This window comes from Pseudomonas sp. SJZ077, assembly GCF_007993905.1.
In the GTDB taxonomy this organism is placed as follows: domain Bacteria; phylum Pseudomonadota; class Gammaproteobacteria; order Pseudomonadales; family Pseudomonadaceae; genus Aquipseudomonas; species Aquipseudomonas mandelii.
Genome location: NZ_VIUJ01000010.1, coordinates 157413 through 180337, shown reverse-complemented (window position 1 = coordinate 180337; position 22925 = coordinate 157413). Strand labels below are relative to the sequence as shown.

19 protein-coding genes are annotated in these 22925 nt (G+C 56.2%); 14 read left to right on the top strand and 5 right to left on the bottom strand.

Annotated elements, in window-relative coordinates; genetic code table 11:
• Positions 1 to 37 precede the first annotated feature (37 nt).
• The 5 genes from FBY01_RS17005 to FBY01_RS16985 all read right to left on the bottom strand — a co-directional run bounded on the left by FBY01_RS17005 (position 38) and on the right by FBY01_RS16985 (position 5036).
• Entirely contained in the window at positions 38 to 964 is a 927-nt protein-coding gene (locus FBY01_RS17005; protein WP_145308685.1) for a GGDEF domain-containing protein, read from the bottom strand.
• A 374-nt stretch (positions 965 to 1338) separates the two neighbouring features.
• Positions 1339 to 2079, bottom strand: a complete 741-nt coding sequence (locus FBY01_RS17000; RefSeq protein WP_007899713.1) for a YciK family oxidoreductase — start codon at positions 2077 to 2079, stop codon at positions 1339 to 1341.
• 188 nt (positions 2080 to 2267) lie between these two features.
• Positions 2268 to 2939 (bottom strand): N-acetylmuramic acid 6-phosphate phosphatase MupP, encoded by a 672-nt coding sequence (gene mupP / locus FBY01_RS16995; RefSeq protein WP_077747960.1) that lies wholly within the window; start codon positions 2937 to 2939, stop codon positions 2268 to 2270.
• Between the two features lie 4 nt (positions 2940 to 2943).
• Positions 2944 to 3642, bottom strand: a complete 699-nt coding sequence (gene ubiG / locus FBY01_RS16990) for a bifunctional 2-polyprenyl-6-hydroxyphenol methylase/3-demethylubiquinol 3-O-methyltransferase UbiG (protein WP_010461694.1) — start codon at positions 3640 to 3642, stop codon at positions 2944 to 2946.
• A gap of 59 nt (positions 3643 to 3701) precedes the next feature.
• Entirely contained in the window at positions 3702 to 5036 is a 1335-nt protein-coding gene (locus FBY01_RS16985) for a TRZ/ATZ family hydrolase (protein WP_145308683.1), read from the bottom strand.
• Positions 5037 to 5144: 108 nt separating this feature from the next.
• Here FBY01_RS16985 and mtnA point away from each other — a divergent pair, with 108 nt between their 5' ends.
• The 14 genes from mtnA to FBY01_RS16910 all read left to right on the top strand — a co-directional run bounded on the left by mtnA (position 5145) and on the right by FBY01_RS16910 (position 22922).
• Entirely contained in the window at positions 5145 to 6221 is a 1077-nt protein-coding gene (mtnA, locus tag FBY01_RS16980) for an S-methyl-5-thioribose-1-phosphate isomerase (RefSeq protein ID WP_010461692.1), read from the top strand.
• 425 nt (positions 6222 to 6646) lie between these two features.
• Entirely contained in the window at positions 6647 to 9316 is a 2670-nt protein-coding gene (gene gyrA, locus FBY01_RS16975) for a DNA gyrase subunit A (protein ID WP_010461691.1), read from the top strand.
• A gap of 251 nt (positions 9317 to 9567) precedes the next feature.
• Positions 9568 to 10653, top strand: a complete 1086-nt coding sequence (serC, locus tag FBY01_RS16965) for a 3-phosphoserine/phosphohydroxythreonine transaminase (RefSeq protein WP_145308679.1) — start codon at positions 9568 to 9570, stop codon at positions 10651 to 10653.
• Complete coding sequence (pheA, locus tag FBY01_RS16960) at positions 10653 to 11747, top strand: prephenate dehydratase (RefSeq protein ID WP_010461684.1); 1095 nt, start codon at positions 10653 to 10655, stop codon at positions 11745 to 11747. Before serC ends, pheA begins: the two co-directional genes overlap by 1 nt.
• Positions 11748 to 11757: 10 nt before the next feature.
• Entirely contained in the window at positions 11758 to 12870 is a 1113-nt protein-coding gene (gene hisC, locus FBY01_RS16955) for a histidinol-phosphate transaminase (protein ID WP_010461683.1), read from the top strand.
• Positions 12871 to 12898: 28 nt separating this feature from the next.
• Complete coding sequence (locus tag FBY01_RS16950; protein ID WP_145308729.1) at positions 12899 to 15106, top strand: bifunctional prephenate dehydrogenase/3-phosphoshikimate 1-carboxyvinyltransferase; 2208 nt, start codon at positions 12899 to 12901, stop codon at positions 15104 to 15106.
• Entirely contained in the window at positions 15103 to 15792 is a 690-nt protein-coding gene (gene cmk / locus FBY01_RS16945) for a (d)CMP kinase (protein WP_010461679.1), read from the top strand. The genes FBY01_RS16950 and cmk overlap by 4 nt, the downstream gene beginning before the upstream one ends.
• A gap of 120 nt (positions 15793 to 15912) precedes the next feature.
• Positions 15913 to 17604 (top strand): 30S ribosomal protein S1, encoded by a 1692-nt coding sequence (gene rpsA / locus FBY01_RS16940; RefSeq protein ID WP_008148721.1) that lies wholly within the window; start codon positions 15913 to 15915, stop codon positions 17602 to 17604.
• A 213-nt stretch (positions 17605 to 17817) separates the two neighbouring features.
• On the top strand, positions 17818 to 18096 hold the full coding sequence (locus FBY01_RS16935) for a hypothetical protein (protein WP_077747954.1): 279 nt from the start codon (positions 17818 to 17820) through the stop codon (positions 18094 to 18096).
• Positions 18097 to 18237: 141 nt separating this feature from the next.
• A complete protein-coding gene (gene ihfB / locus FBY01_RS16930; protein ID WP_083374729.1) occupies positions 18238 to 18534 on the top strand; it encodes an integration host factor subunit beta in 297 nt (98 codons plus the stop codon).
• A gap of 24 nt (positions 18535 to 18558) precedes the next feature.
• Entirely contained in the window at positions 18559 to 18798 is a 240-nt protein-coding gene (locus tag FBY01_RS16925) for a lipopolysaccharide assembly protein LapA domain-containing protein (protein ID WP_145308677.1), read from the top strand.
• A gap of 264 nt (positions 18799 to 19062) precedes the next feature.
• Positions 19063 to 20493 carry a hypothetical protein gene (locus FBY01_RS16920; RefSeq protein ID WP_084315790.1) on the top strand — a complete coding sequence of 477 codons (1431 nt, stop codon included), beginning with the start codon at positions 19063 to 19065 and terminating at the stop codon, positions 20491 to 20493.
• A gap of 144 nt (positions 20494 to 20637) precedes the next feature.
• The gene (locus tag FBY01_RS16915; protein ID WP_083374726.1) at positions 20638 to 21885 is read left to right on the top strand and encodes a glycosyltransferase; all 1248 of its coding nucleotides are present in this window, start codon (positions 20638 to 20640) and stop codon (positions 21883 to 21885) included.
• Positions 21886 to 21887: 2 nt separating this feature from the next.
• Entirely contained in the window at positions 21888 to 22922 is a 1035-nt protein-coding gene (locus FBY01_RS16910) for a polysaccharide biosynthesis protein (RefSeq protein ID WP_083377235.1), read from the top strand.
• Positions 22923 to 22925: the final 3 nt, after the last annotated feature.

Sequence of the window (22925 nt, the reverse complement as noted above, 5' to 3'; positions counted from 1 at the left end):
GCCACTCCCACATTAGTTATGTGGCTCAGCTGAAGGATTAACCCGCCATGGCCAACCGGTTACGCCCTTCGCGCTTGGCGACATACAGCGCGCTGTCGGCCCGACGCAACAAACTATCGGCCGATTCGCCGGGCAGCAGGGTCGAGCAACCCAGGCTTACCGTCAGCTCGATCTGATTGCCATCGGCTTTGTAACTCTGCGCCTGTGCCGCAAACCGCAGTCGTTCGCCGACCATGGCGGCGGCTTCCCGACTGGTGTTGGACAGGAGGATCAGGAACTCTTCGCCACCAAAACGGAACACCATGTCCACATTGCGCAGCTGGTTCTTGATCGAGGCTGCGACGCTCTTGAGTACGTCATCGCCCGCACTGTGGCCGAAATTATCGTTAACGTTTTTGAAGTGATCGATGTCCAGCATGAGCAGTGACAACGGCATCAAGTGGCGCCGCGACATCTCGATTTCACGCTCTAAGGTCTGATCCATGGCGATGCGGTTGCCGGTATCGGTCAGCGGATCGCGCAGTGCACTTTGCGTCGCCGCGCGGTAGAGCAGGGCGTTACGCATCGGGAACAGGAGCGTGGACAGCAGCGATTCCAGATTGCTTTGTTCGTGGTCGCTGAATCGCTGATTGCGGCGAAACACCAGTTCACCCAGGTTCTCGCCTTCATGGCTGAGGCTGTAAGTGACGGAATGGTGGCCGCGATGCCCGAATTCCAGACGCAAGTCGCTGGCCGAGTGCTGATAAGTCAGCGCATCCAGCGGCACCAGGCGTTGAATCTCGCGGAAGAAAATTCCGAGAATGCGTTGTGGCTCAAGACTGGTCTGCAGTTGCTGGCCAAGTTGCTGGCGCACTTGTGCAAGGCTGAATGGCCGCTCCAGAATGGGAGGTTGCTGACCAAAGCCCAGGCGTTGCAATTTGGCGCTGTCGAAGTCAATTGCGTTGGTCTGGGATGGTGATTTCATATGGCGTGAGCCCCTAAGCAGTAAGGCTGTCTTACAGGCTGGGTGAGAGCGGCTTTGGGCTGCGCGTCATACTGGTCCATCAGTCCCGTAGGACATTTGGCGCAAGTTTAGTCCGCTTTGCCGAATATAAGTAACCTATCGACTGAGGCGTCCGCCCGATTGCTTTCACACGGCGTGTCTGAGCAAAATTAGAGCGAAAGTCATGCCAATGAGTTCCTTTGAATAAAAATCCTTTAAAATCAACAAGTTGAAGGATTTATGAAGGGTTTCAGGCAGAAAGAGCGGCGGCGTATTGACTTAAACCACTGCACTTGCGGGGTGCTTTCAGGGCCGCGCCGGGAACCCGGCGCGGTACAAAAAGCGACGTGCGGTTGTTACTGTGCGTTGAAAGCCTGGCCGTTGATGCCCGTGCTGTCCGGACCCATCAAGTAAAGGTAGACCGGCATGATCTCCTCGGGCGTAGGGTTGTTCAGCGGATTTTCACCCGGGTATGCCTGGGCGCGCATGCTGGTGCGGGTAGCGCCCGGGTTGATGCTGTTGGAGCGCACCGGCGCCACGGTGTCGACTTCGTCGGCCAGGGTTTGCATCAGGCCTTCGGTGGCAAACTTGGACACGCCATAAGCGCCCCAGTACGCGCGACCCTTACGACCGACGCTGCTGGAGGTGAACACCACCGAAGCGTCCTGAGACAGCTTGAGCAGCGGCAGCAAGGTGCTGGTGAGCATGAACATGGCATTGACGTTGACGTGCATGACGCGCATGAAGTTCTCGCCGGACAGCTGCTCGATCGGCGTGCGCGGACCAATGATCGACGCGTTATGCAGCAAACCGTCGAGGTGGCCGAACTCTGTTTCGATCATCGCGGCCAGCTCATCGTATTGATGAGGCAACGCGGTTTCCAGGTTGAACGGTATCACCGCAGGCTGTGGATGCCCGGCGGCTTCGATTTCGTCATAGACCTGAGTCAGATTGGCTTCGGTCTTGCCCAGCAGCAGTACGGTTGCACCATGGGCTGCGTAGGTTTTCGCCGCCGCAGCGCCAATGCCGCGACCTGCGCCGGTAACCAGGATGACCCGGTCCTTGAGCAATTCAGGGCGGGCGGAATAATCAAACATAAGAAACCTCACAACAATTCAACACAAAGGCGGGCACCGAAACTGTGGCGAGGGAGCTTGCTCGCGTTCGACTGCAAAGCAGTCGTAAATCACCAGATACGGTGCGCCTGACAGAATGCGTTTCTAGATAGAGGAGGCGCTTCGCGCCCCAGCGGGAGCAAGCTCCCGCGCCACAAAATCTGCGGTACTCAGCAGCTGCAAAGAGCGCTATCGAGCACCTTGCGCAACTCAAGCGGATGATCCACCACCACATCCGCCCCCCAATGCCGCGGGTTGTCGTCCGGGTGAATGTAGCCGTAGGTCACTGCAGCCGTTTTGGTGCCGGCATCGCGACCGGACTCGATATCGCGCAGGTCATCGCCCACAAACAGCACGCTGGCCGGGTCCAGGTCGAGCATCTTGCACGCCAGGATCAATGGCTCAGGGTCCGGCTTGCTGTTCTTGACATGGTCCGGGCAGATCAGCAGTGCCGAGCGCTCGGCCAGGCCAAGCTGCTGCATGATCGGCTCGGCGAAGCGCAGCGGCTTGTTAGTGACCACGCCCCAGATCAGGTTGGCTTTCTCAATGTCGACCAGCAGTTCGCCCATGCCGTCGAAGAGTTTGCTGTGAACCGCGCAACCGGCGAGGTAACGCTCCAGAAACTCCAGGCGTAATTCCTCGAAACCCGGTGATTCCGGGTCCATGGAGAAGGTCACGGCGACCATCGCCTTGGCCCCGCCGGAAATCTCGTCGCGGATGTGCTTGTCGTTCACCGGCGGCAAGCCGCGATCGGCGCGCATCGCCTGGCAGATGGCGATGAAGTCCGGCGCGGTGTCGAGCAGCGTGCCGTCCATGTCGAAAAGGACTGCTCTGATACGCATCGGCTTACTCCTCGCGCAGGGTCTGGATCATGTAGTTGACGTCCACATCGGCCGCCAGTTTGTAGTGCTTGGTCAGCGGGTTGTACGTCAGCCCGATGATGTCCTTGACGGTCAGGCCGGCCATGCGGCTCCAGGCACCCAGCTCGGAAGGGCGGATGAATTTCTTGAAGTCGTGAGTGCCTCGTGGCAGCAGCTTCATGATGTATTCGGCACCGATGATGGCGAACAGATACGCCTTCGGATTGCGGTTGATGGTGGAGAAGAACACCTGGCCGCCCGGTTTGACCATTTTGAAGCAGGCGCGGATCACCGAGGACGGATCCGGCACGTGCTCCAGCATTTCCAGGCAGGTGACCACGTCGAACTGCTCAGGCATTTCCTCGGCCAGCGCTTCGGCGGTGATCTGCCGGTACTCGACGCTCACGCCGGATTCCAGCTGATGCAATTGCGCGACCGCCAGCGGCGCTTCGCCCATGTCGATGCCCATGACGGTGGCGCCGCGCTGAGCCATGGCTTCGCTGAGGATGCCGCCACCGCAGCCCACATCGAGGACTTTCTTGCCGGCCAGGTTGACCCGTTCGTCAATCCAGTTGACCCGCAGCGGGTTGATGTCGTGCAGCGGTTTGAACTCGCTTTCGCGGTCCCACCAGCGATGGGCCAGGGCTTCGAATTTGGCGATTTCGGCGTAGTCGACGTTGCTCATGGTTTAAATCCTCTAAAACTTGAAAAATCCTGTTACCCCGGAAGTCAGTCCGGGGAGGCTTACTGTTCAGTGTGGCCGCTGATGCGTTGACCCCAGGCCTTGGCGGTGGCGCAGAGCTGCTCCTCGTCCAGGCGAGTCAGGCGACGGTCGTCGAGCAATTGTTTGCCGGCGACCCACAGGTGTTTCACGCAGTCGCGGCCGGTGGCGTATATAAGCTGCGAAACCGGATCGTAGATCGGTTGCTGCGCCAGGCCCGACAGGTCGAACGCGACGATGTCCGCGGCTTTGCCAACTTCCAGCGAACCGGTTTCAGTCTCGATCCCCAGCGCACGGGCGCCATTGAGGGTGGCCATGCGCAGTGCGCGATGGGCGTCCAGCGCAGTGGCCGAGCCAGCGACAGCCTTGGCCAACAGCGCGGCAGTGCGGGTTTCGCCGAGCAAGTCGAGGTCGTTGTTGCTGGCCGCGCCATCGGTACCGATGGCGACATTGACGCCGGCCTGCCAAAGACGCTCGACCGGGCAGAAGCCGCTCGCCAGCTTGAGATTGGACTCCGGGCAATGAATCACATTGGTGTTGCTTTCTACCAGCAGCGCCAGGTCTTCATCGCTGATCTGGGTCATGTGCACGGCCTGGAAGCGCGGGCCGAGCAATCCCAGGCGGCCGAGTCGGGCCAGGGGGCGCTCGCCGCGCTGCTCGACCGATTGCTGCACTTCGAACGCGGTTTCATGGACGTGCATGTGAATCGAGGCGTCCAGTTCTTCGGCGATCACCCGGATTTTCTCCAGGTTTTCGTCGCCCACGGTGTAGGGCGCATGGGGGCCGAACGTGACTTTGATCCGCTCGTGGTGCTTGAGATCGCCGAACAATTCGACGCCCTGACGAATGGCCTCGTCCGCCGTGCTGGCCCCTGGAATCGGGAAATCGAGGATCGGAATGGCGATTTGTGCGCGTATGCCACTGTTATGGACACGTTCGCTGGCAACCTTCGGGAAGAAATACATGTCAGAGAAACAGGTGATGCCACCTTTGATCTGCTCGGCGATCGCCAGGTCGGTGCCATCGCGTACAAAATCTTCGTCGACCCACTTGGCTTCGGCGGGCCAGATGTGGTTTTCCAGCCAGGTCATCAGCGGCAGATCGTCCGCCAGGCCCCGGAACAGTGTCATCGCCGCATGCCCGTGGGCATTGATCAGGCCGGGGCTGAGCAACATGTCCGGCAACTCACGAACTTCGGTTGCGTTAAGCTTCAGCGCAGCCGCTCGTGGGCCGATAAACACGATGCGCCCATCGCGAATGCCCAGGCCGTGCTCTTTGAGGACAACACCAGCGGGTTCGACGGGTACCAGCCAGGTCGGCAGCAATAACAGGTCGAGCGCAGCGGCAGTGTTCGGCATCGAGGGTCGGTTCCAGTGCTTTTGTAAAGGATGGCGAAGTATACCCGAGCGTCTTCGCGGGGGGATCGCTATAATCGGCGGCTTTTGTTCATGAGTGCGGGGTGTGGGATGCGCGATCGACTGTTGGCTGCGGAGAAGGTGAAGGCCATCGATTGGCGTGATGGCGCCCTGTACCTGCTGGATCAGCGTATTTTGCCGTTCGAGGAAACGTGGATCGCCTGCACCAGCGCCGCAAGCGTGGCCGAGGCCATTCGCTCGATGGTGGTGCGCGGCGCGCCGGCCATTGGCATCAGTGCGGCCTATGCGATGGTGCTGTCGGCCCGCGCTCGCATAGCTGAGGGTGGTGACTGGCAGGCCGAGTGGGAAGAGGATTACGCATTGCTGGCTGATTCCCGTCCAACGGCGGTGAATCTGTTCTGGGCCTTGGGGCGCATGCGTGACCGCCTGGATCGTCTCAAGGGCGATGCGGATCCTCTCGCGGCGCTGGAGGCGGAAGCCATCGCCATTCATGAAAGCGATCGCGAAGCCAACCTGACCATGGCGCAATTGGGTGTGGACCTGATCCGCAAGCACCAGGGCAACGCGCAGGCGATCCTGACCCACTGCAATACCGGCGCACTGGCCACCGGCGGTTTCGGCACCGCGTTGGGGGTGATTCGCGGGGCCTTTATCGAAGGCATGGTCGAGCGCGTCTACGCCGACGAAACCCGCCCATGGTTGCAAGGTTCGCGATTGACCGCCTGGGAATTGGCCAATGAAGGCATTCCCGTGACCGTCAACGCCGACTCCGCCGCCGCGCACATCATGAAAACCAAGGGTGTGACCTGGGTGATTGTCGGCGCAGACCGGATCACCGCCAATGGCGATGTGGCCAACAAGATCGGCACGTATCAGCTGGCAGTCAACGCCATGCACCACGGCGTGCGCTTCATGGTGGTGGCGCCGAGTTCGACCATCGACATGAACCTGGCCAGCGGCGACGAGATTCCTATCGAAGAGCGCGATGGTCGCGAGTTGCTGGAAGTCGGCGGCAAGCGGGTCGGGGCGGAGGTTGATGCGTTCAACCCGGTGTTCGACGTGACCCCGGCGGACCTGATCGATGCGATCGTCACCGAGAAAGGCATCGTCGAGCGCCCGGACACGGCGAAAATGGCGCTGTTGATGTGCCGCAAGCGTCTGCATTGAGAGCGTCCGGCGCCTTGTAAATCGACATCGCCAGCAGGCTGGCTCTCACAGGTTTTTTGATCGACACCGATCCTGTGGGAGCCAGCCTGCTGGCGATGAGGCCCTAAAAGTCAACAAACATCCGTAAATCAGATGCCAATTCTGCATTCGGAGCGGCTCTAAGCCTCTCTCGTCCCCTTTCAGCCTGCCACCAGTCAACTAACTACACTCCATGCGCATCTGGGGGATAGGTGCGTGGCGGCTCTTGTGATAACATCCGGCGTTTTCCGAGGCAGTCCCGCGGGGTTGTCTTTACTGCGCAAATCCATGGTTCAACTTGTTGATTTGTCGTAAGTCGGTGCATGGCACTCAGCCTGCAGCGGCGAGCTTCGTTCGTCCCATATGGATGTGACGAAGTTTCACCAGAAAAAGGAATCGAGCTTCTCATGGGCGAACTGGCCAAAGAAATCCTCCCGGTCAATATCGAAGACGAGCTGAAGCAGTCCTACCTCGACTACGCGATGAGCGTAATCGTCGGGCGGGCCTTGCCGGATGCGCGCGATGGCTTGAAGCCCGTGCACCGGCGTGTGCTGTTCGCGATGAGCGAGCTGGGCAACGACTTCAACAAGCCGTACAAGAAATCTGCCCGTGTTGTCGGTGACGTGATCGGTAAGTATCACCCGCACGGTGATACCGCGGTGTACGACACTATCGTCCGCATGGCGCAGCCATTCTCGCTGCGCTACCTGCTGGTAGACGGGCAGGGCAACTTCGGTTCGGTGGACGGCGACAACGCCGCCGCCATGCGATACACCGAAGTGCGCATGACCAAGCTGGCGCACGAGCTGCTGGCTGACCTGCACAAAGAAACCGTGGACTGGGTGCCGAACTACGACGGCACCGAAATGATCCCGGCGGTCATGCCGACCCGTATTCCCAACCTGTTGGTCAACGGCTCCAGCGGTATCGCCGTGGGCATGGCAACCAACATCCCGCCGCACAACCTCGGTGAAGTCATCGACGGTTGCCTGGCGCTCATCGACAACCCTGAGTTGACCATCGATGAGCTGATGCAATACATCCCCGGTCCGGACTTCCCGACCGCCGCGATCATCAACGGTCGCGCCGGCATCATCGAAGCCTACCGCACCGGTCGTGGCCGCATTTACATGCGCGCCCGCTCGATCATTGAAGACATCGACAAGGTCGGTGGCCGTCAGCAGATCGTCATCACCGAACTCCCTTACCAGCTGAACAAGGCCCGTCTGATCGAGAAGATCGCCGAGCTGGTAAAAGAGAAGAAGCTCGAAGGCATCACCGAACTGCGCGACGAGTCCGACAAGGACGGTATGCGCGTCGTGATCGAGCTGCGTCGTGGCGAAGTGCCTGAGGTGATCCTCAACAACCTCTACGCCCAGACCCAGCTGCAAGCCGTATTCGGTATCAACATCGTCGCGCTGATCGACGGCCGTCCGCGGATCCTGAACCTCAAGGACCTGCTGGAAGCCTTCGTTCGTCACCGTCGCGAAGTCGTTACCCGTCGTACCGTGTTCGAACTGCGTAAAGCGCGCGAACGTGGCCACATCCTGGAAGGTCAAGCGGTTGCCCTGTCGAACATCGACCCGGTCATTGCCCTGATCAAGGCTTCGCCAACGCCGTCGGAAGCCAAGGAAGCGCTGATCAAGACTGCGTGGGAATCTTCCGCCGTGGTCGCGATGGTTGAGCGCGCCGGTGCCGATTCGTGCCGTCCAGAGACCCTGGATCCGCAATACGGTCTGCGCGAAGGCAAGTACTTCCTGTCGCCGGAACAGGCACAAGCCATTCTGGAGCTGCGTCTGCACCGTCTGACCGGCCTGGAACACGAAAAGCTGCTGGCCGAGTATCAAGAGATCCTCAACCAGATCGGCGAGCTGATCCGCATCCTCAGCAGCGCCACGCGCCTGATGGAAGTGATCCGCGAAGAGCTGGAAGTGATTCGCGCCGAATACGGCGATGTGCGCCGCACCGAGATTCTCGATGCCCGTCTCGACCTGACCCTGGGTGACATGATCCCGGAAGAAGAGCGCGTCGTGACCATTTCCCACGGTGGCTATGCCAAGACCCAGCCATTGGCTGCGTACCAGGCTCAGCGTCGTGGCGGTAAAGGCAAATCGGCTACCGGCGTGAAGGATGAGGACTACATCGCTCACCTGCTGGTCGCCAACAGCCACACCACGCTGCTGCTGTTCTCCAGCAAAGGTAAAGTGTACTGGCTGAAAACCTACGAAATCCCTGAAGCGTCCCGCGCGGCCCGTGGTCGTCCGTTGGTCAACCTGCTGCCGCTGGACAGTGATGAATACATCACCACCATGCTGCCGGTCGACGAATACACCGAAGGTCACTTCATCTTCATGGCCACTGCCAAAGGCACCGTGAAGAAGACCCCGCTGGAATCCTTCAGCCGTCAACGCAGCGTCGGTCTGATCGCGCTGGAGCTGGACGAAGGTGACGTACTGATTTCAGCTTCCATTACCGATGGCAGCCGCGAAGTCATGCTGTTCTCCGACGGCGGCAAGGTCACTCGCTTCAAGGAAACCGACGTTCGCGCCATGGGCCGTACCGCTCGCGGTGTCCGCGGCATGCGTCTGCCGGAAGGTCAGAAGCTGATTTCCATGCTGATTCCGGAAGAAGGCAGCCAGATCCTCACCGCTTCGGCCCGTGGTTTCGGCAAGCGCACGGCGATCACCGAGTTCCCTGAATACAAACGTGGCGGTCAGGGCGTTATCGCCATGGTCAGCAACGACCGTAACGGCCGCTTGGTCGGTGCAGTCCAGGTGCTCGACGGCGAGGAAATCATGCTGATTTCCGACCAGGGCACCCTGGTGCGTACCCGCGTCGACGAAGTGTCCAGTCTGGGACGTAACACCCAGGGCGTGACCCTGATCAAACTGGCCAGCGATGAAACGCTGGTCGGTCTGGAGCGGGTTCAGGAGCCGTCGGAAGTCGAAGGCGAAGAGCTGGAAGATGAAGAGCTGGAAGGTGAAGAGGGGGCGGTGTTCGACGGCGAGGTCGTGATCGACGACGTGGTTGAAGATCAGCAACTCGACGCCGCTGCTGACGAAGAGCCACAAGAGTAAGTGGACAAACAGGGGGCGGATGAAAATTCGCCCCCTTGTTGTTTGTCCGAACGGAAAATTTCGATATCAGTGGAGAACCCTTGTGGGAGCGAGCCTGCTCGCGAATGCAGGCGCCGCGGTACCTCTGAAACACCGTGGTGATGCATTCGCGAGCAGGCTCGCTCCCGCAGGTTTCTGCTTCGGCAGGGCCCTGTGTCGATTGATGTTGTGATTTATTGCGTGATTACCACCAAATCAGAGCGAGATTGGATGTGAGCAAGAGAGCCTATAACTTCTGTGCCGGTCCTGCGGCACTTCCCGAAGCTGTCCTGCAGCGCGCCCAGGGTGAACTCCTTGATTGGCGCGGCAAGGGCCTGTCGGTCATGGAGATGAGCCATCGCAGTGATGAGTTCGTGTCCATCGCCACCAAGGCCGAGCAGGATCTGCGTGATCTGCTGAATATCCCCTCGAACTATAAAGTGCTGTTTCTGCAAGGTGGCGCTAGCCAGCAATTTGCTCAGATTCCTCTGAACCTGTTGCCGGAAAGCGGCACCGCCGACTATATCGACACCGGTATCTGGTCGCAGAAAGCCATCGAAGAAGCCTCGCGCTACGGCCGCGTCAACGTTGCCGCTACTGCCAAGCCTTATGACTATTTCGCCATTCCCGGTCAGAACGAGTGGAGCCTGTCGAAAGACGCGGCCTACGTTCACTACGCACCGAACGAAACCATTGGCGGCCTGGAATTCAGTTGGGTCCCGGAAACTGGCGACGTTCCGCTGGTGGCCGACATGTCTTCGGACATTCTCTCGCGTCCAATCGATGTTTCGCGCTTCGGCATGATCTACGCCGGCGCGCAGAAAAACATCGGCCCGAGCGGCATTGTCGTGAACATCATTCGCGAAGACCTGTTGGGTCATGCCCGTTCCCTGTGCCCGACCATGCTCAACTACAAGGTCGCGGCCGATAACGGCTCGATGTACAACACCCCGCCTACCCTGGCCTGGTATCTGTCCGGTCTGGTATTCGAGTGGCTGAAAGAGCAGGGTGGTGTTGAAGCTATCGGCAAGCTCAACGAAGTGAAGCAGCGCACGCTGTACGACTTCATTGACGCCAGCGGCTTGTACAGCAACCCGATCAACAAGTCGGATCGCTCGTGGATGAATGTGCCGTTCCGCCTGGCTGACGACCGTCTCGACAAGCCATTCCTGGCCGGTGCCGACGAACGTGGCCTGTTGAACCTCAAGGGTCACCGTTCCGTGGGCGGCATGCGTGCCTCCATCTATAACGCCGTCGACATCGTTGCGGTCAACGCACTGATTTCGTACATGGCAGAGTTCGAGAAGGAACACGGCTAATGTCTGAGCAAGAACTCAAGGCACTGCGCGTTCGCATTGATGCCCTGGACGCCAAAGTCCTGGAGCTGATCAGTGAGCGTGCACGCTGCGCCCAGGAAGTTGCGCGAGTAAAGATGGCCTCGCTGGCCGAAGGCGAAGTGCCGGTGTTCTATCGTCCTGAGCGTGAAGCTCAGGTGCTCAAGCGCGTAATGGAGCGCAATCAGGGGCCGCTGGGCAACGAAGAGATGGCGCGTTTGTTCCGCGAAATCATGTCCTCGTGCCTGGCCCTCGAACAGCCGCTGAAAGTGGCGTACCTCGGCCCTGAAGGCACCTTCACTCAAGCCGCCGCCATGAAGCATTTCGGCCACGCGGTGATCAGCAAGCCGATGGCGGCGATCGACGAAGTGTTCCGCGAAGTGGCGGCCGGTGCGGTGAATTTTGGCGTGGTCCCGGTGGAAAACTCCACCGAAGGCGCGGTCAACCACACCCTCGACAGCTTCCTCGAACACGACATGGTCATCTGTGGCGAAGTCGAGCTGCGGATTCACCATCACCTGTTGGTGGGTGAAAACACCAAGACCGACAGCATCAGCCGCATCTACTCCCACGCCCAGTCCCTGGCCCAGTGCCGCAAGTGGCTGGACGCGCACTACCCGAATGTCGAGCGCGTGGCGGTGTCGAGTAATGCCGAAGCAGCCAAGCGGGTCAAGGGTGAGTGGAACTCGGCGGCGATTGCCGGCGACATGGCCGCCAGCTTGTACGGGTTGACCCGCCTGGCCGAGAAAATCGAGGATCGCCCGGACAACTCCACGCGCTTCCTGATGATCGGCAGCCAGGAAGTACCGCCGACCGGCGACGACAAGACGTCGATCATCGTCTCCATGAGCAACAAGCCCGGCGCGCTTCATGAGTTGCTGGTGCCGTTCCACGACAACGGTATCGACCTGACGCGAATCGAGACCCGTCCGTCGCGCAGCGGTAAATGGACCTACGTGTTCTTCATCGACTTCGTCGGCCACCACCGTGATCCGTTGATCAAAGGTGTACTGGAAAAGATCAGTCAGGAAGCAGTAGCACTCAAAGTGCTGGGTTCTTACCCGAAAGCAGTTCTCTAAGGGGTAGCAAATGAGTGGCAACTTCCTCGCTCTGGCGCAGCCGGGCGTGCAACAACTTTCGCCTTACGTTCCGGGCAAACCCGTGGACGAACTGGCGCGTGAGCTGAACATCGATCCAGCCAGAATCATCAAGCTGGCCAGCAATGAAAACCCGTTGGGCGCCAGTCCAAAGGCGCTGGCAGCCATTCGCGACGAACTGGCCGAGCTGACCCGCTATCCGGACGGCAACGGTTTTGCGCTCAAGACCCTGCTGGCCGAGCAGTGCCGCGTCGAGCTGAATCAGGTGACGCTGGGCAACGGTTCCAACGACATTCTGGAGCTGGTGGCGCGTGCGTACCTGGCGCCCGGCCTGAACGCAGTTTTCAGTGAGCATGCGTTTGCTGTTTACCCGATCGCCACGCAAGCCGTCGGCGCGACAGCCAAAGTGGTCCCGGCCAAAGACTGGGGCCATGACCTGCCGGCCATGCTGGCTGCGATCGATGCCGATACTCGTGTGGTATTCATCGCCAACCCGAACAACCCGACCGGGACCTGGTTCGGTGCCGAGGCACTGGATGAGTTCCTGCAGGACGTACCGGAGCATGTGCTGGTGGTGCTGGACGAGGCGTACATCGAATACGCCGAGGGCAGCGACTTGCCGGATGGCCTGGACTTCCTGGCGGCGTACCCGAATCTGCTGGTTTCGCGCACGTTCTCCAAGGCTTATGGTCTGGCGGCACTGCGGGTCGGTTATGGCTTGTCCACTGCGGTGGTTGCCGATGTGCTGAATCGCGTGCGTCAGCCGTTCAACGTTAACAGCCTGGCCCTGGCCGCTGCGTGCGCTGCACTGCAAGATGCCGATTACCTGGCTGAAAGCCGTCGCCTGAACGAAGCCGGCATGCAGCAACTGGAAACGGGGTTCCGTGAGCTGGGGCTGAGCTGGATTCCTTCCAAGGGCAACTTTATCTGCGTCGATATGGGGCAGGTGGCTGCGCCGATCTTCCAGGGGTTGCTGCGCGAAGGCGTGATCGTGCGTCCGGTGGCCAACTACGGCATGCCGAACCACCTGCGCATCACCATCGGTTTGCCCGCTGAAAACAGCCGTTTCCTTGAGGCGCTGACCAAGGTTCTGGCTCGTGGTTGATGTCACTGCACTGCAACCTGCTGGCCCTATGATCGGTCGCCTGGTGGTGGTCGGCCTGGGGTTGATCGGCGGTTCGTTTGCCAAGGGGTTGCGCGAAAGTGGCCTGTGCCGCGAAGTGGTCGGGGTCGATCTCGACCCGCAGTCGCGCAAGCTCGCGGTTGAGTTGGGCGTAGTGGATCGCTGCGAAGAAGACCTGGCGATTGCTTGTCAGGGCGCGGATGTGATCCAGCTCGCCGTGCCGATCCTTGCCATGGAAAAAATGCTTGGCCGCTTGGCCGGCATGGACCTGGGGCAGGCGATTCTGACCGATGTTGGCAGCGCCAAAGGCAATGTGGTGCGTGCCGCGACCGAAGCGTTTGGCGGCATGCCGTCGCGTTTTGTGCCGGGCCATCCGATTGCCGGTTCCGAGCAGAGCGGGGTGGAAGCCTCCAATGCCGAGCTGTTCCGTCGCCATAAAGTGATTTTGACACCGCTGGATCAGACCGATCCGGCCGCGTTGGCAGTGGTCGACCGTTTGTGGCGTGAATTGGGCGCCGATGTCGAGCACATGCAGGTCGAGCGTCACGACGAAGTGTTGGCGGCAACCAGCCATTTGCCACACTTGCTGGCGTTCGGTCTGGTCGATTCACTGGCCAAACGCAATGAAAACCTTGAGATCTTCCGTTACGCTGCGGGCGGTTTTCGCGATTTCACAAGAATCGCGGGGAGCGACCCGGTCATGTGGCACGACATCTTCCTCGCCAACCGCGAAGCTGTCCTGCGCACACTTGATACATTTCGCAGCGACCTCGACGCCTTGCGCGACGCGGTCGATGCAGGGGATGGGCACCAATTGTTGGGCGTATTCACTCGCGCCCGGGTTGCCCGCGAACATTTCAGTAAAATCCTGGCCCGCCGGGCTTATGTGGACGCTATGAACTCCAACGACCTGATTTTCCTGGCTCAACCTGGTGGCCGCCTGACTGGGCGGATTCGTGTACCGGGCGATAAATCGATTTCCCACCGTTCGATCATGCTCGGCTCCCTGGCCGAAGGCGTCACCGAAGTCGAAGGCTTCCTCGAGGGCGAAGACGCCCTGGCGACCTTGCAAGCCTTCCGCGACATGGGCGTCGTGATCGAAGGTCCGCACCACGGTCGCGTGACCATTCACGGCGTCGGCCTGCATGGCTTGAAGCCTGCGCCGGGCCCGATCTATCTGGGCAACTCCGGCACCTCGATGCGTCTGCTGTCGGGCCTGCTGGCTGCGCAGGACTTCGATAGCACCCTGACCGGTGACGCCTCGCTGTCCAAGCGCCCGATGAATCGCGTGGCCAATCCGCTGCGTGAAATGGGTGCCGTGATCGAGACCGCCGCTGAAGGTCGTCCACCGATGACCATTCGTGGCGGCAACAAGCTCAAGGGTCTGACTTACACCATGCCGATGGCCAGCGCCCAGGTTAAATCCTGCCTGCTGCTAGCCGGCCTGTACGCCGAAGGCAAGACCATCGTCACCGAACCGGCTCCGACCCGCGACCACACCGAGCGCATGCTGCGCGGCTTCGGCTATCCGGTCACCGTTAACGGTGCGACCGCTTCGGTTGAGTCCGGCCACAAGCTGACCGCGACCCACATTGAAGTGCCGGGCGACATCTCGTCTTCCGCGTTCTTCCTGGTGGCGGCATCGATCGCCGAAGGTTCGGAGCTGGTGCTCGAGCACGTCGGCATCAACCCGACCCGCACCGGCGTGATCGACATTTTGCGTCTGATGGGCGCTGATATCACTCTGGAAAACCAGCGTGAAGTCGGCGGCGAGCCGGTGGCGGATCTGCGCGTACGGGCAGCTAAACTCAAGGGTATCGAGATTCCCGAAGCGCTGGTTCCACTGGCCATCGACGAATTCCCGGTGTTGTTCGTGGCCGCGGCCTGTGCCGAAGGGCGCACCGTGTTGCGTGGCGCCGAAGAGCTGCGAGTCAAGGAGTCGGACCGTATCCAGGTCATGGCGGATGGCTTGCTGGCGCTGGGCGTCAAATGCGAACCGACCCCGGACGGCATCATCATCGACGGCGGCCTGATCGGCGGCGGCGAAGTGCACGGTCACGGCGATCACCGGATTGCCATGGCGTTCAGCGTTGCTTCGCTGCGTGCCACCGCACCGATTCGCATCCATGACTGTGCCAACGTCGCAACCTCGTTCCCGAACTTCCTCGCGCTTTGTGCGCAGGTCGGCATTCGTGTTGCACAAGAGGCTCAGTCGTGAAAATCATCGCACCGGTCATCACCATCGATGGGCCAAGCGGCTCTGGCAAAGGCACGGTCGCCGGGATACTGGCCAAGCGTCTGGGCTGGAATTTGCTCGATTCCGGTGCGCTCTACCGTCTGTTGGCGTTCGCTGCGCATAACCACGGCGTTGACCTGACGAATGAAGAACTGCTGAAAAAGCTTGCCGCTCATCTGGATGTGCAGTTCATTGCGGCGACCGAAGGTCAACTGCAGCGCATCATTCTGGAGGGTGACGAAGTCAGTGATGTCATCCGTACGGAAAGCGTCGGCTCGGGTGCGTCCCAGGTGGCTGCATTGCCCGCGGTACGCGAGGCGCTGCTTCAGCGTCAGCGGGCGTTTCAGGAATCGCCGGGGTTGGTCGCCGATGGACGCGACATGGGCACGGTGGTTTTTCCGGACGCGCCGCTGAAGATATTCCTCACTGCCAGTGCCGAGGAGCGTGCGCGCCGTCGATACTTGCAGTTGAAGGGCAAAGTCGATGGTGTTAGTCTGTCGAGTCTGCTAGATGAGATCCGTGCACGCGATGAGCGTGACACCCAGCGAGCGGTAGCCCCGCTCAAGCCGGCGGCTGACGCCATACAGCTGGATTCCACGGAGTTATCCATCGATCAGGTGCTGGAACGCATCATGAGCGAGATCGCCATTCGCGATATCGCCGGGTGACCAAGAAGCTCTGCAGGGGACCAGTCATAGTCTTGCAGTGCTTCTTTAAATGAACATAACCCACGTCGTCTGGGATGTGGAGATGGGCGTATCCTTCGCCCTTATTCAACAGGAATTAAAATGAGCGAAAGCTTTGCGGAACTCTTTGAAGAAAGCCTAAAAACCCTGAACCTTCAGGCAGGCTCCATCATCACCGGTGTTATCGTTGATATCGATTACCAAGCTCGCTGGGTAACCGTTCACGCTGGCCTGAAGTCTGAAGCACTCATCCCGCTTGAGCAGTTCTACAACGATGCTGGCGAACTGACTATCAACGTCGGTGACGAAGTTCACGTTGCTCTGGACTCGGTTGAAGACGGCTTTGGTGAAACCAAGCTGTCCCGTGAAAAAGCCAAGCGCGCTGAATGCTGGATTGTTCTGGAAGCAGCCTTCGCAGCCGAAGAAGTGGTCAAGGGCGTTATCAACGGTAAGGTTAAAGGCGGCTTCACTGTCGACGTTAACGGCATCCGTGCGTTCCTGCCAGGTTCTCTGGTTGACGTCCGTCCTGTGCGCGATACCACGCACCTGGAAGGCAAAGAGCTGGAATTCAAGGTCATCAAGCTTGACCAGAAACGCAACAACGTTGTCGTTTCCCGTCGTAGCGTCCTCGAAGCCGAGAACTCCGCTGAGCGTGAAGCTCTGCTGGAATCCCTGCAGGAAGGCCAACAAGTCAAAGGTATCGTCAAGAACCTCACCGATTACGGCGCATTCGTCGATCTGGGTGGCGTCGATGGCCTGCTGCACATTACCGACATGGCTTGGAAACGTATCAAGCATCCTTCCGAAATCGTCAACGTTGGCGACGAGATTGATGTCAAGGTTCTGAAGTACGATCGCGAACGCAATCGTGTTTCCCTGGGCCTCAAGCAACTGGGCGAAGATCCATGGGTTGCTATCAAAGCCCGTTACCCAGAAAGCACTCGCGTTACCGCTCGTGTAACCAACCTGACCGACTACGGCTGCTTCGCTGAGCTGGAAGAAGGCGTTGAAGGCCTGGTACACGTTTCCGAAATGGACTGGACCAACAAGAACATCCACCCTTCGAAAGTCGTACAAGTCGGCGACGAAGTGGAAGTTATGGTTCTGGACATCGACGAAGAGCGTCGTCGTATCTCCCTCGGCATCAAGCAGTGCAAATCTAACCCATGGGAAGATTTCTCTGGCCAGTTCAACAAGGGCGATAAAATCTCCGGCACCATCAAGTCGATCACCGATTTCGGTATCTTCATTGGTCTGGACGGCGGCATCGACGGTCTGGTTCACCTGTCCGACATCTCCTGGAACGAAGTGGGCGAAGAAGCCGTTCGCCGCTTCAAGAAGGGCGACGAGCTGGACACCGTTATCCTGTCGGTTGACCCAGAGCGCGAGCGCATCTCCCTGGGTATCAAGCAACTGGAAAGCGATCCGTTCTCCGAGTACGTTCAAGAGAACGACAAAGGCGCCATCGTTAAAGGCATCGTGAAAGAAGTTGACGCTAAAGGCGCCATCATCACTCTGGCCGACGATATCGAAGCGACTCTGAAAGCCTCCGAAATCAGCCGTGACCGCGTTGAAGACGCGCGCAACGTTCTGAAAGAAGGCCAGGAAGTAGAAGCCAAGATCATCAGCGTTGACCGCAAGAGCCGTGTAATCCAGCTCTCCATCAAGTCGAAAGACGATGCTGAAGAGAAAGAAGCCATCCAAAGCTTGAAAGACAAGCCTTCGGATAGCATCGCTGCTGGTCCTACCACTCTGGGCGACCTGTTGCGTGCACAAATGGAAAAACAGAACTGAGTTCTGTCAGACCATAGAAAAAGGGCGACTTCGGTCGCCCTTTTTTGTGTCTGGGATTTGGGTTTGTCGGGTGGTTCGTGCGCGGGGTGGCTGTTCTTGAAACCAATGATCCTTCTGTGTTGTCTCTTTCTTTAATCGGATCAATCGCTTATTTGCAGCTAGTCTTTAGCTAAAGAACGATAGCCGGGCAGGGCGTCTGCCATAAGGAAGTGAATGAACAAGCTCATTGTCGCAATGGCAGTCTTGATGCTGGCGGGTTGCGGTACGAATGCCAAGACTCATGCCGTGCGTGGAGTCAGTGGCGTAGAGATAGATTGTTCGGGATTGGGTTCTGGATGGGAGAAGTGCCGTAAGCGCGCGGACAAAGAGTGTAAGGCGGCGGGCTATAAGGTTGTAGCAAGGTCCGATGATGCCAAGGATGAGGATGAATACCCATTCGGCTTCAATCCCGCGGGGTATCTGACGCGCACCATGCTGGTTATTTGTCGCTGAGCTAGATCGCGTCGTAGTTCCTCGTAATTGGGTGGTCATTGCTGGTGAAAATATGTGAAAACCCGGGCTGTTCAAATTCCTCCGGGCATGCTAAAACCTTTGAAGCGCTTTTCCTAGCTGCTTGAAAAAGAAGGGAAAAATATGACGAAGTCGGAGTTGATCGAACGAATTGTCACCCATCAAGGGCTGCTCTCATCCAAGGATGTGGAGCTGGCTATCAAGACTATGCTTGAACAAATGTCCCAATGCCTGGCGACTGGGGATCGTATTGAGATCCGGGGTTTTGGCAGTTTTTCACTGCACTATCGTGCGCCGCGGGTGGGGCGCAATCCGAAGACTGGGCAGTCGGTGAGTCTTGACGGAAAGTTTGTTCCGCATTTCAAGCCGGGGAAGGAGCTTAGGGATCGAGTGAATGAAGATGAGGAGGGTGAGATTTGAATGTGTCGTATCGGGAAGTGAGTTATGCGTAATTTCAGGCGCGTCACATTGGTAGTGCTCGTTTTAGTGTTTGTTCTGCTCACGTTGACATTTGTTCTTGAAAATCAACAGAGCATTTCTTTGTTGTTGCTGGGTTGGCCTCTGCCAGAAGTGCCTATATCGATTGCTATAATATTCGCTCTGCTAGTTGGAATGTTGATTGGTCCGCTTTTTACGTTTCTGTTTGGGCGCGCTAGAAGACAGCGGCAGCGCCATTCGATTTGAGGTGGCCGTCGCATCCGGTAGCCATAAGGGATGTGACGAGCCTGTTCAGCCTACCTGGTTCAGTGTCGATTATCCCCGCCAATCTGCTATTTCCGCCCGTCTTAATCTGTTTCGAATGGGGGTAGCGCCTTGCCTGAAAATCGCAAACATGCGATCCTCCATCCATTATTTTTTGCTGAATGTGTATCTACGCCACTTGCACAGCACTGAATTTCGTTGTCTGTTTCAGTTTATTGCGAAGAAAAAAGAGTTTAACGAAAACAAATGAATATGAACGTTTTTCTTCGAAAGCTTCTTCTTTATGTGCCGGTCAAAATGATACCTGCTGTTTCAGGTATTTTTTTAGTTTTCTTTTTATATAAATCGTTTCCTGAGGGGCAGTATGTAAGTTATTCAGTAAGCTTGTTCTGTTCATTGGTGGCTGCGCAATTGTGCGCTGGTTGGGTTGGTAATTCTTTTATTTATTATTACTCAGGTGTTGAAGATAAAAAGTTGTTTGTTTCAAATTGCATATGTGTGATTTTATTAATTGCACCCATGGCCTCGATATTGGCGGGTGTAATTTCTATTTGTTTGATATCTGAGCGCGATTTGTTTCTGTTTGTTTGGATGCTATGTTTTAGCCAGATCCTGTTTTTTTTCCTTTCATCCATGTGTCAGGCTGGCTTCTTGGTGAAGCAGCAACTCATCGCTGTGCTTCTGCAGGCTGTTATGCAGATTGGCTTGGTAATGGTTTTTTTTAGATTTTCAGAAGTCGATTTCAGATATGCGTTAGTTGCGTCAGTAGCAGGTTATGCCATCGCAGCATTTTTTATGCTGTTCTCTGTGTCGCGTATATTTGGTCTTTGTAATCCGTTTTCGAGTATTGAGTTGTTCAAAGTCGATCTAAAGCTTATTTACCAATATGGTGCTGCCCTGTCGCCATGGATTCTAGGTATGTTAGTGATGGCGGGGGCTGATCGACTTGCTATCGGTTATTATGAGATTGAGCATGGTGATTCGTACTTGTCTTTAAAGGATCTATTTGTAGGTGGTGCCGGGCTCTTAAGTATGCCACTGCTGATGATGGTCCATCCATTTGTTATTAAAAAGTTTAGGGAAGGCGTATTTGCTATCAGGATCATAGAAAGCTCCTCCAGTTTTCTAATTGTCGCGTTTTCATTGCTTTGGTGTGCGTTGTATTTTGTCGGGTTTGATTTTTTTGAGAGGATGACGGGAAAGAAAATAGGGGCATCCACTATCGTCATTTTCTATGCTTTCGCGGGTGTTTTTTTAAACAGCGCGGCCGTGTATTTTCAGAAGCGTCTCGAAGTACATAGAAAAATGAAGTTGCTAGCGTATCTTTCACTCATGTCCGCGCTTATGTCCGTCTGTTTTGCTTGGCTCGGCGGTATGTTCTGGGGGCTGTACGGTGTGTCCTTGGGGGTTTTATTGGCCCAATCCATTTATTTCATTTGTGTCGTTGCCAGTATGTATAAACGTCTCAATGTATATAGGGGTTTCCTGCAGCCCTTTATGGTGTCGTCATTAGCTTTCTTAGCGGGTTATGTTTTTTATTTGGGCTTGCAAAGTGAATGGGTCGATTTTTTTTGGTGGGAAAAGTCGCTTTTTTGGTTAGTAGGATTTTCGGTGGTATCGCTTCTATCCCTTTGGAAAGGAGTGAGGTGGATTGAGTTTATGAAGGCTACACTATGACCGAAGTGGCAGGTTTTTATAAAGTCTGAAATACGCATTCAACGGTTGAGATAGGCAGATCTGGGTGGCGTAGTATTACAAAGGTGAAAGACGGTCTTGTGCCTTCTCAGTGCTGGGGAGGGATAGGATGGGTTTCTCTGAGATATGTCATTAGGTTTAATTCGTCGAGCGGATTTTGAGAAGGCGGAAATGGGAAAAAAAATTGTCTTGGTGGGGTTCTACGTAGGTGATGAATACTTCGAACAGTATTCCAAGGGAGACCCATTTCCTCAGGTTGCGGCATATAAACTTGAAGGTAGATTTCTTGAGGCTCTGCGCTTTGATGGGGGGGTTGTTAATAACGTCGCCAGTATTGCAGTATCGACATACCCGCGTAATAGCAAGGTGTATTTTCCAGGGGCGTCGGAACTAGGGGCGGGCGGCAGGTGCAAAGTCATTCCCTTGCTTAATTTGCCATTATTAAAAATTGTTAGTCGACTACTAGGTACGCTTTTTAATTTGCTGCGTCTGCGAAAATCCGGGGTGGATGCGATTTGCGTTTATGCGGCTCATACACCGAACTTGGTGGCTGCTTATGTAGTGCGCAAGCTATATGGTATTCCTTTTTTTGTTTATATTCCCGATCTTCCTGTGTATATGGATATGGGGATGGGTCGGTCCTTTCTTATGAGGGTTTTGAAGAAGTTAGACTCTAAGATTATCGATAATCTCATTTTTCGCTCGTCTGGTGTTTTTGTAGCAAGTAAGTATATGGCTGCGGACAGTGCTAAATGGTCGAAAAAACCGTTTTTGGTTCTTGAGGGGATCGCTAATTCTACGATTACTGCGCCCGAGGAAATATCTGTAGTTGAGCAGAAGAATATCATTTTTTATGCCGGAGGATTGAGCAGGGCATACGGGATCGTCGAATTGGTTGAAGGTTTCATTAAGGCCGGTGTTGACTATGAGCTCTGGTTGTGTGGTCGTGGAGAGTTAGAGTCATATCTTTCGGAGGTGTCAGGTCGCTATCCGTCAGTGAAATATCTGGGTTTTTTGAGTGCTCAAGAAGTTGAAAAAATACAATCCAGCGCTTCCTGTTTGATTCTAAGTCGAAATCCACAGGAGCGATACACGCGCTATTCTTTTCCTTCTAAACTGCTTGAGTACATGGTCAGTGGAATACCTGTTCTTACCACTCGACTAGGCGGAATACCCGACGAGTATTTTGAGTTTTTGAATGTTATCGAAGACTCCTCTGCAGACGGCATTTGCGCCGCTTTGACGGAATTTTGTGCAGCTGATCGACAATTTTTGTTCAGGAAGGCCGCGTGTGGTAAGATTTGGATTTCAAAGAATAAGACTAGCTTTGCCGTCGGACGAAAAATTTTAGATTTTATGGAGATACATAATTGACTATTTTTAGCGGTAAGAAACTATTGATCACTGGCGGCACTGGCTCTTTTGGTAATGCGGTGCTTAAGCGTTTTCTGGATACTGATATCGCTGAAATTCGTATTTTCAGTCGGGATGAGAAAAAACAGGATGACATGCGTAAGCATTACGCAAGCTCAAAGCTTAAATTTTATATTGGCGATGTTCGCGATTACCAAAGCGTTATAAATGCTACTCGTGGCGTGGATTATATCTTTCACGCCGCCGCACTCAAACAAGTACCATCGTGCGAATTTCACCCGATGGAAGCTGTGAAAACCAACGTAATGGGTACTGAGAATGTACTCGAAGCCTCCATCTTGAACGGAGTCAAGCGTGTAGTTTGTCTCAGTACCGACAAAGCAGTGTATCCAATCAATGCCATGGGTATTTCCAAGGCAATGATGGAAAAGGTGATGGTGGCAAAATCTCGCGGTGCCGATGACGATAAAACGGTCATTTGCGGTACCCGCTACGGCAACGTAATGGCGTCTCGTGGTTCGGTCATTCCACTGTTTATCCAGCAGATTCGGGAAGGCAAGGCACTCACCCTCACCGATCCCAATATGACGCGTTTCATGATGACGCTCGCGGATGCTGTAGACCTCGTGTTGTATGCGTTTGAGCATGGCAATAACGGCGATTTGTTTGTGCAGAAAGCACCTGCAGCCACGGTGGAAGTTCTTGCTCAGGCATTGACGCAAATGCTCAACTTGCCTGAGCATCCGATTCAAGTGATAGGTACCCGTCACGGTGAGAAACTATACGAAGCGTTGTTGAGCCGCGAGGAAATGGCTTGTGCAGAAGATCGTGGCGATTACTTCCGAGTGCCACCTGATTTGCGCGACTTGAACTATGCAAAATTTGTAGAGCAGGGCGAAGAGAAAATTTCTCGCACTGAAGATTACAATTCGCATAACACAGTAAGGTTGGATGTCGAAGGTATGAAGCAGCTGTTACTTAAGCTTAATTTCATGCGTGCTATTCAGCGTGGCGAACATGCGACGCCTGAGGAGTGACAG

Bases quoted from the DNA above. Each gene is read 5' to 3' on its own strand.
- FBY01_RS17005 (WP_145308685.1), bottom strand. From the start codon at position 964: ATGAAATCACCATCCCAGACCAACGCAATTGACTTCGACAGCGCCAAA.
- FBY01_RS17000 (WP_007899713.1), bottom strand. From the start codon at position 2,079: ATGTTTGATTATTCCGCCCGCCCTGAATTGCTCAAGGACCGGGTCATC.
- mupP (WP_077747960.1), bottom strand. From the start codon at position 2,939: ATGCGTATCAGAGCAGTCCTTTTCGACATGGACGGCACGCTGCTCGAC.
- ubiG (WP_010461694.1), bottom strand. From the start codon at position 3,642: ATGAGCAACGTCGACTACGCCGAAATCGCCAAATTCGAAGCCCTGGCC.
- FBY01_RS16985 (WP_145308683.1), bottom strand. From the start codon at position 5,036: ATGCCGAACACTGCCGCTGCGCTCGACCTGTTATTGCTGCCGACCTGG.
- mtnA (WP_010461692.1), top strand. From the start codon at position 5,145: ATGCGCGATCGACTGTTGGCTGCGGAGAAGGTGAAGGCCATCGATTGG.
- gyrA (WP_010461691.1), top strand. From the start codon at position 6,647: ATGGGCGAACTGGCCAAAGAAATCCTCCCGGTCAATATCGAAGACGAG.
- pheA (WP_010461684.1), top strand. From the start codon at position 10,653: ATGTCTGAGCAAGAACTCAAGGCACTGCGCGTTCGCATTGATGCCCTG.
- hisC (WP_010461683.1), top strand. From the start codon at position 11,758: ATGAGTGGCAACTTCCTCGCTCTGGCGCAGCCGGGCGTGCAACAACTT.
- FBY01_RS16950 (WP_145308729.1), top strand. From the start codon at position 12,899: ATGATCGGTCGCCTGGTGGTGGTCGGCCTGGGGTTGATCGGCGGTTCG.
- rpsA (WP_008148721.1), top strand. From the start codon at position 15,913: ATGAGCGAAAGCTTTGCGGAACTCTTTGAAGAAAGCCTAAAAACCCTG.
- FBY01_RS16935 (WP_077747954.1), top strand. From the start codon at position 17,818: ATGAACAAGCTCATTGTCGCAATGGCAGTCTTGATGCTGGCGGGTTGC.
- ihfB (WP_083374729.1), top strand. From the start codon at position 18,238: ATGACGAAGTCGGAGTTGATCGAACGAATTGTCACCCATCAAGGGCTG.
- FBY01_RS16925 (WP_145308677.1), top strand. From the start codon at position 18,559: ATGCGTAATTTCAGGCGCGTCACATTGGTAGTGCTCGTTTTAGTGTTT.
- FBY01_RS16920 (WP_084315790.1), top strand. From the start codon at position 19,063: ATGAATATGAACGTTTTTCTTCGAAAGCTTCTTCTTTATGTGCCGGTC.
- FBY01_RS16915 (WP_083374726.1), top strand. From the start codon at position 20,638: ATGTCATTAGGTTTAATTCGTCGAGCGGATTTTGAGAAGGCGGAAATG.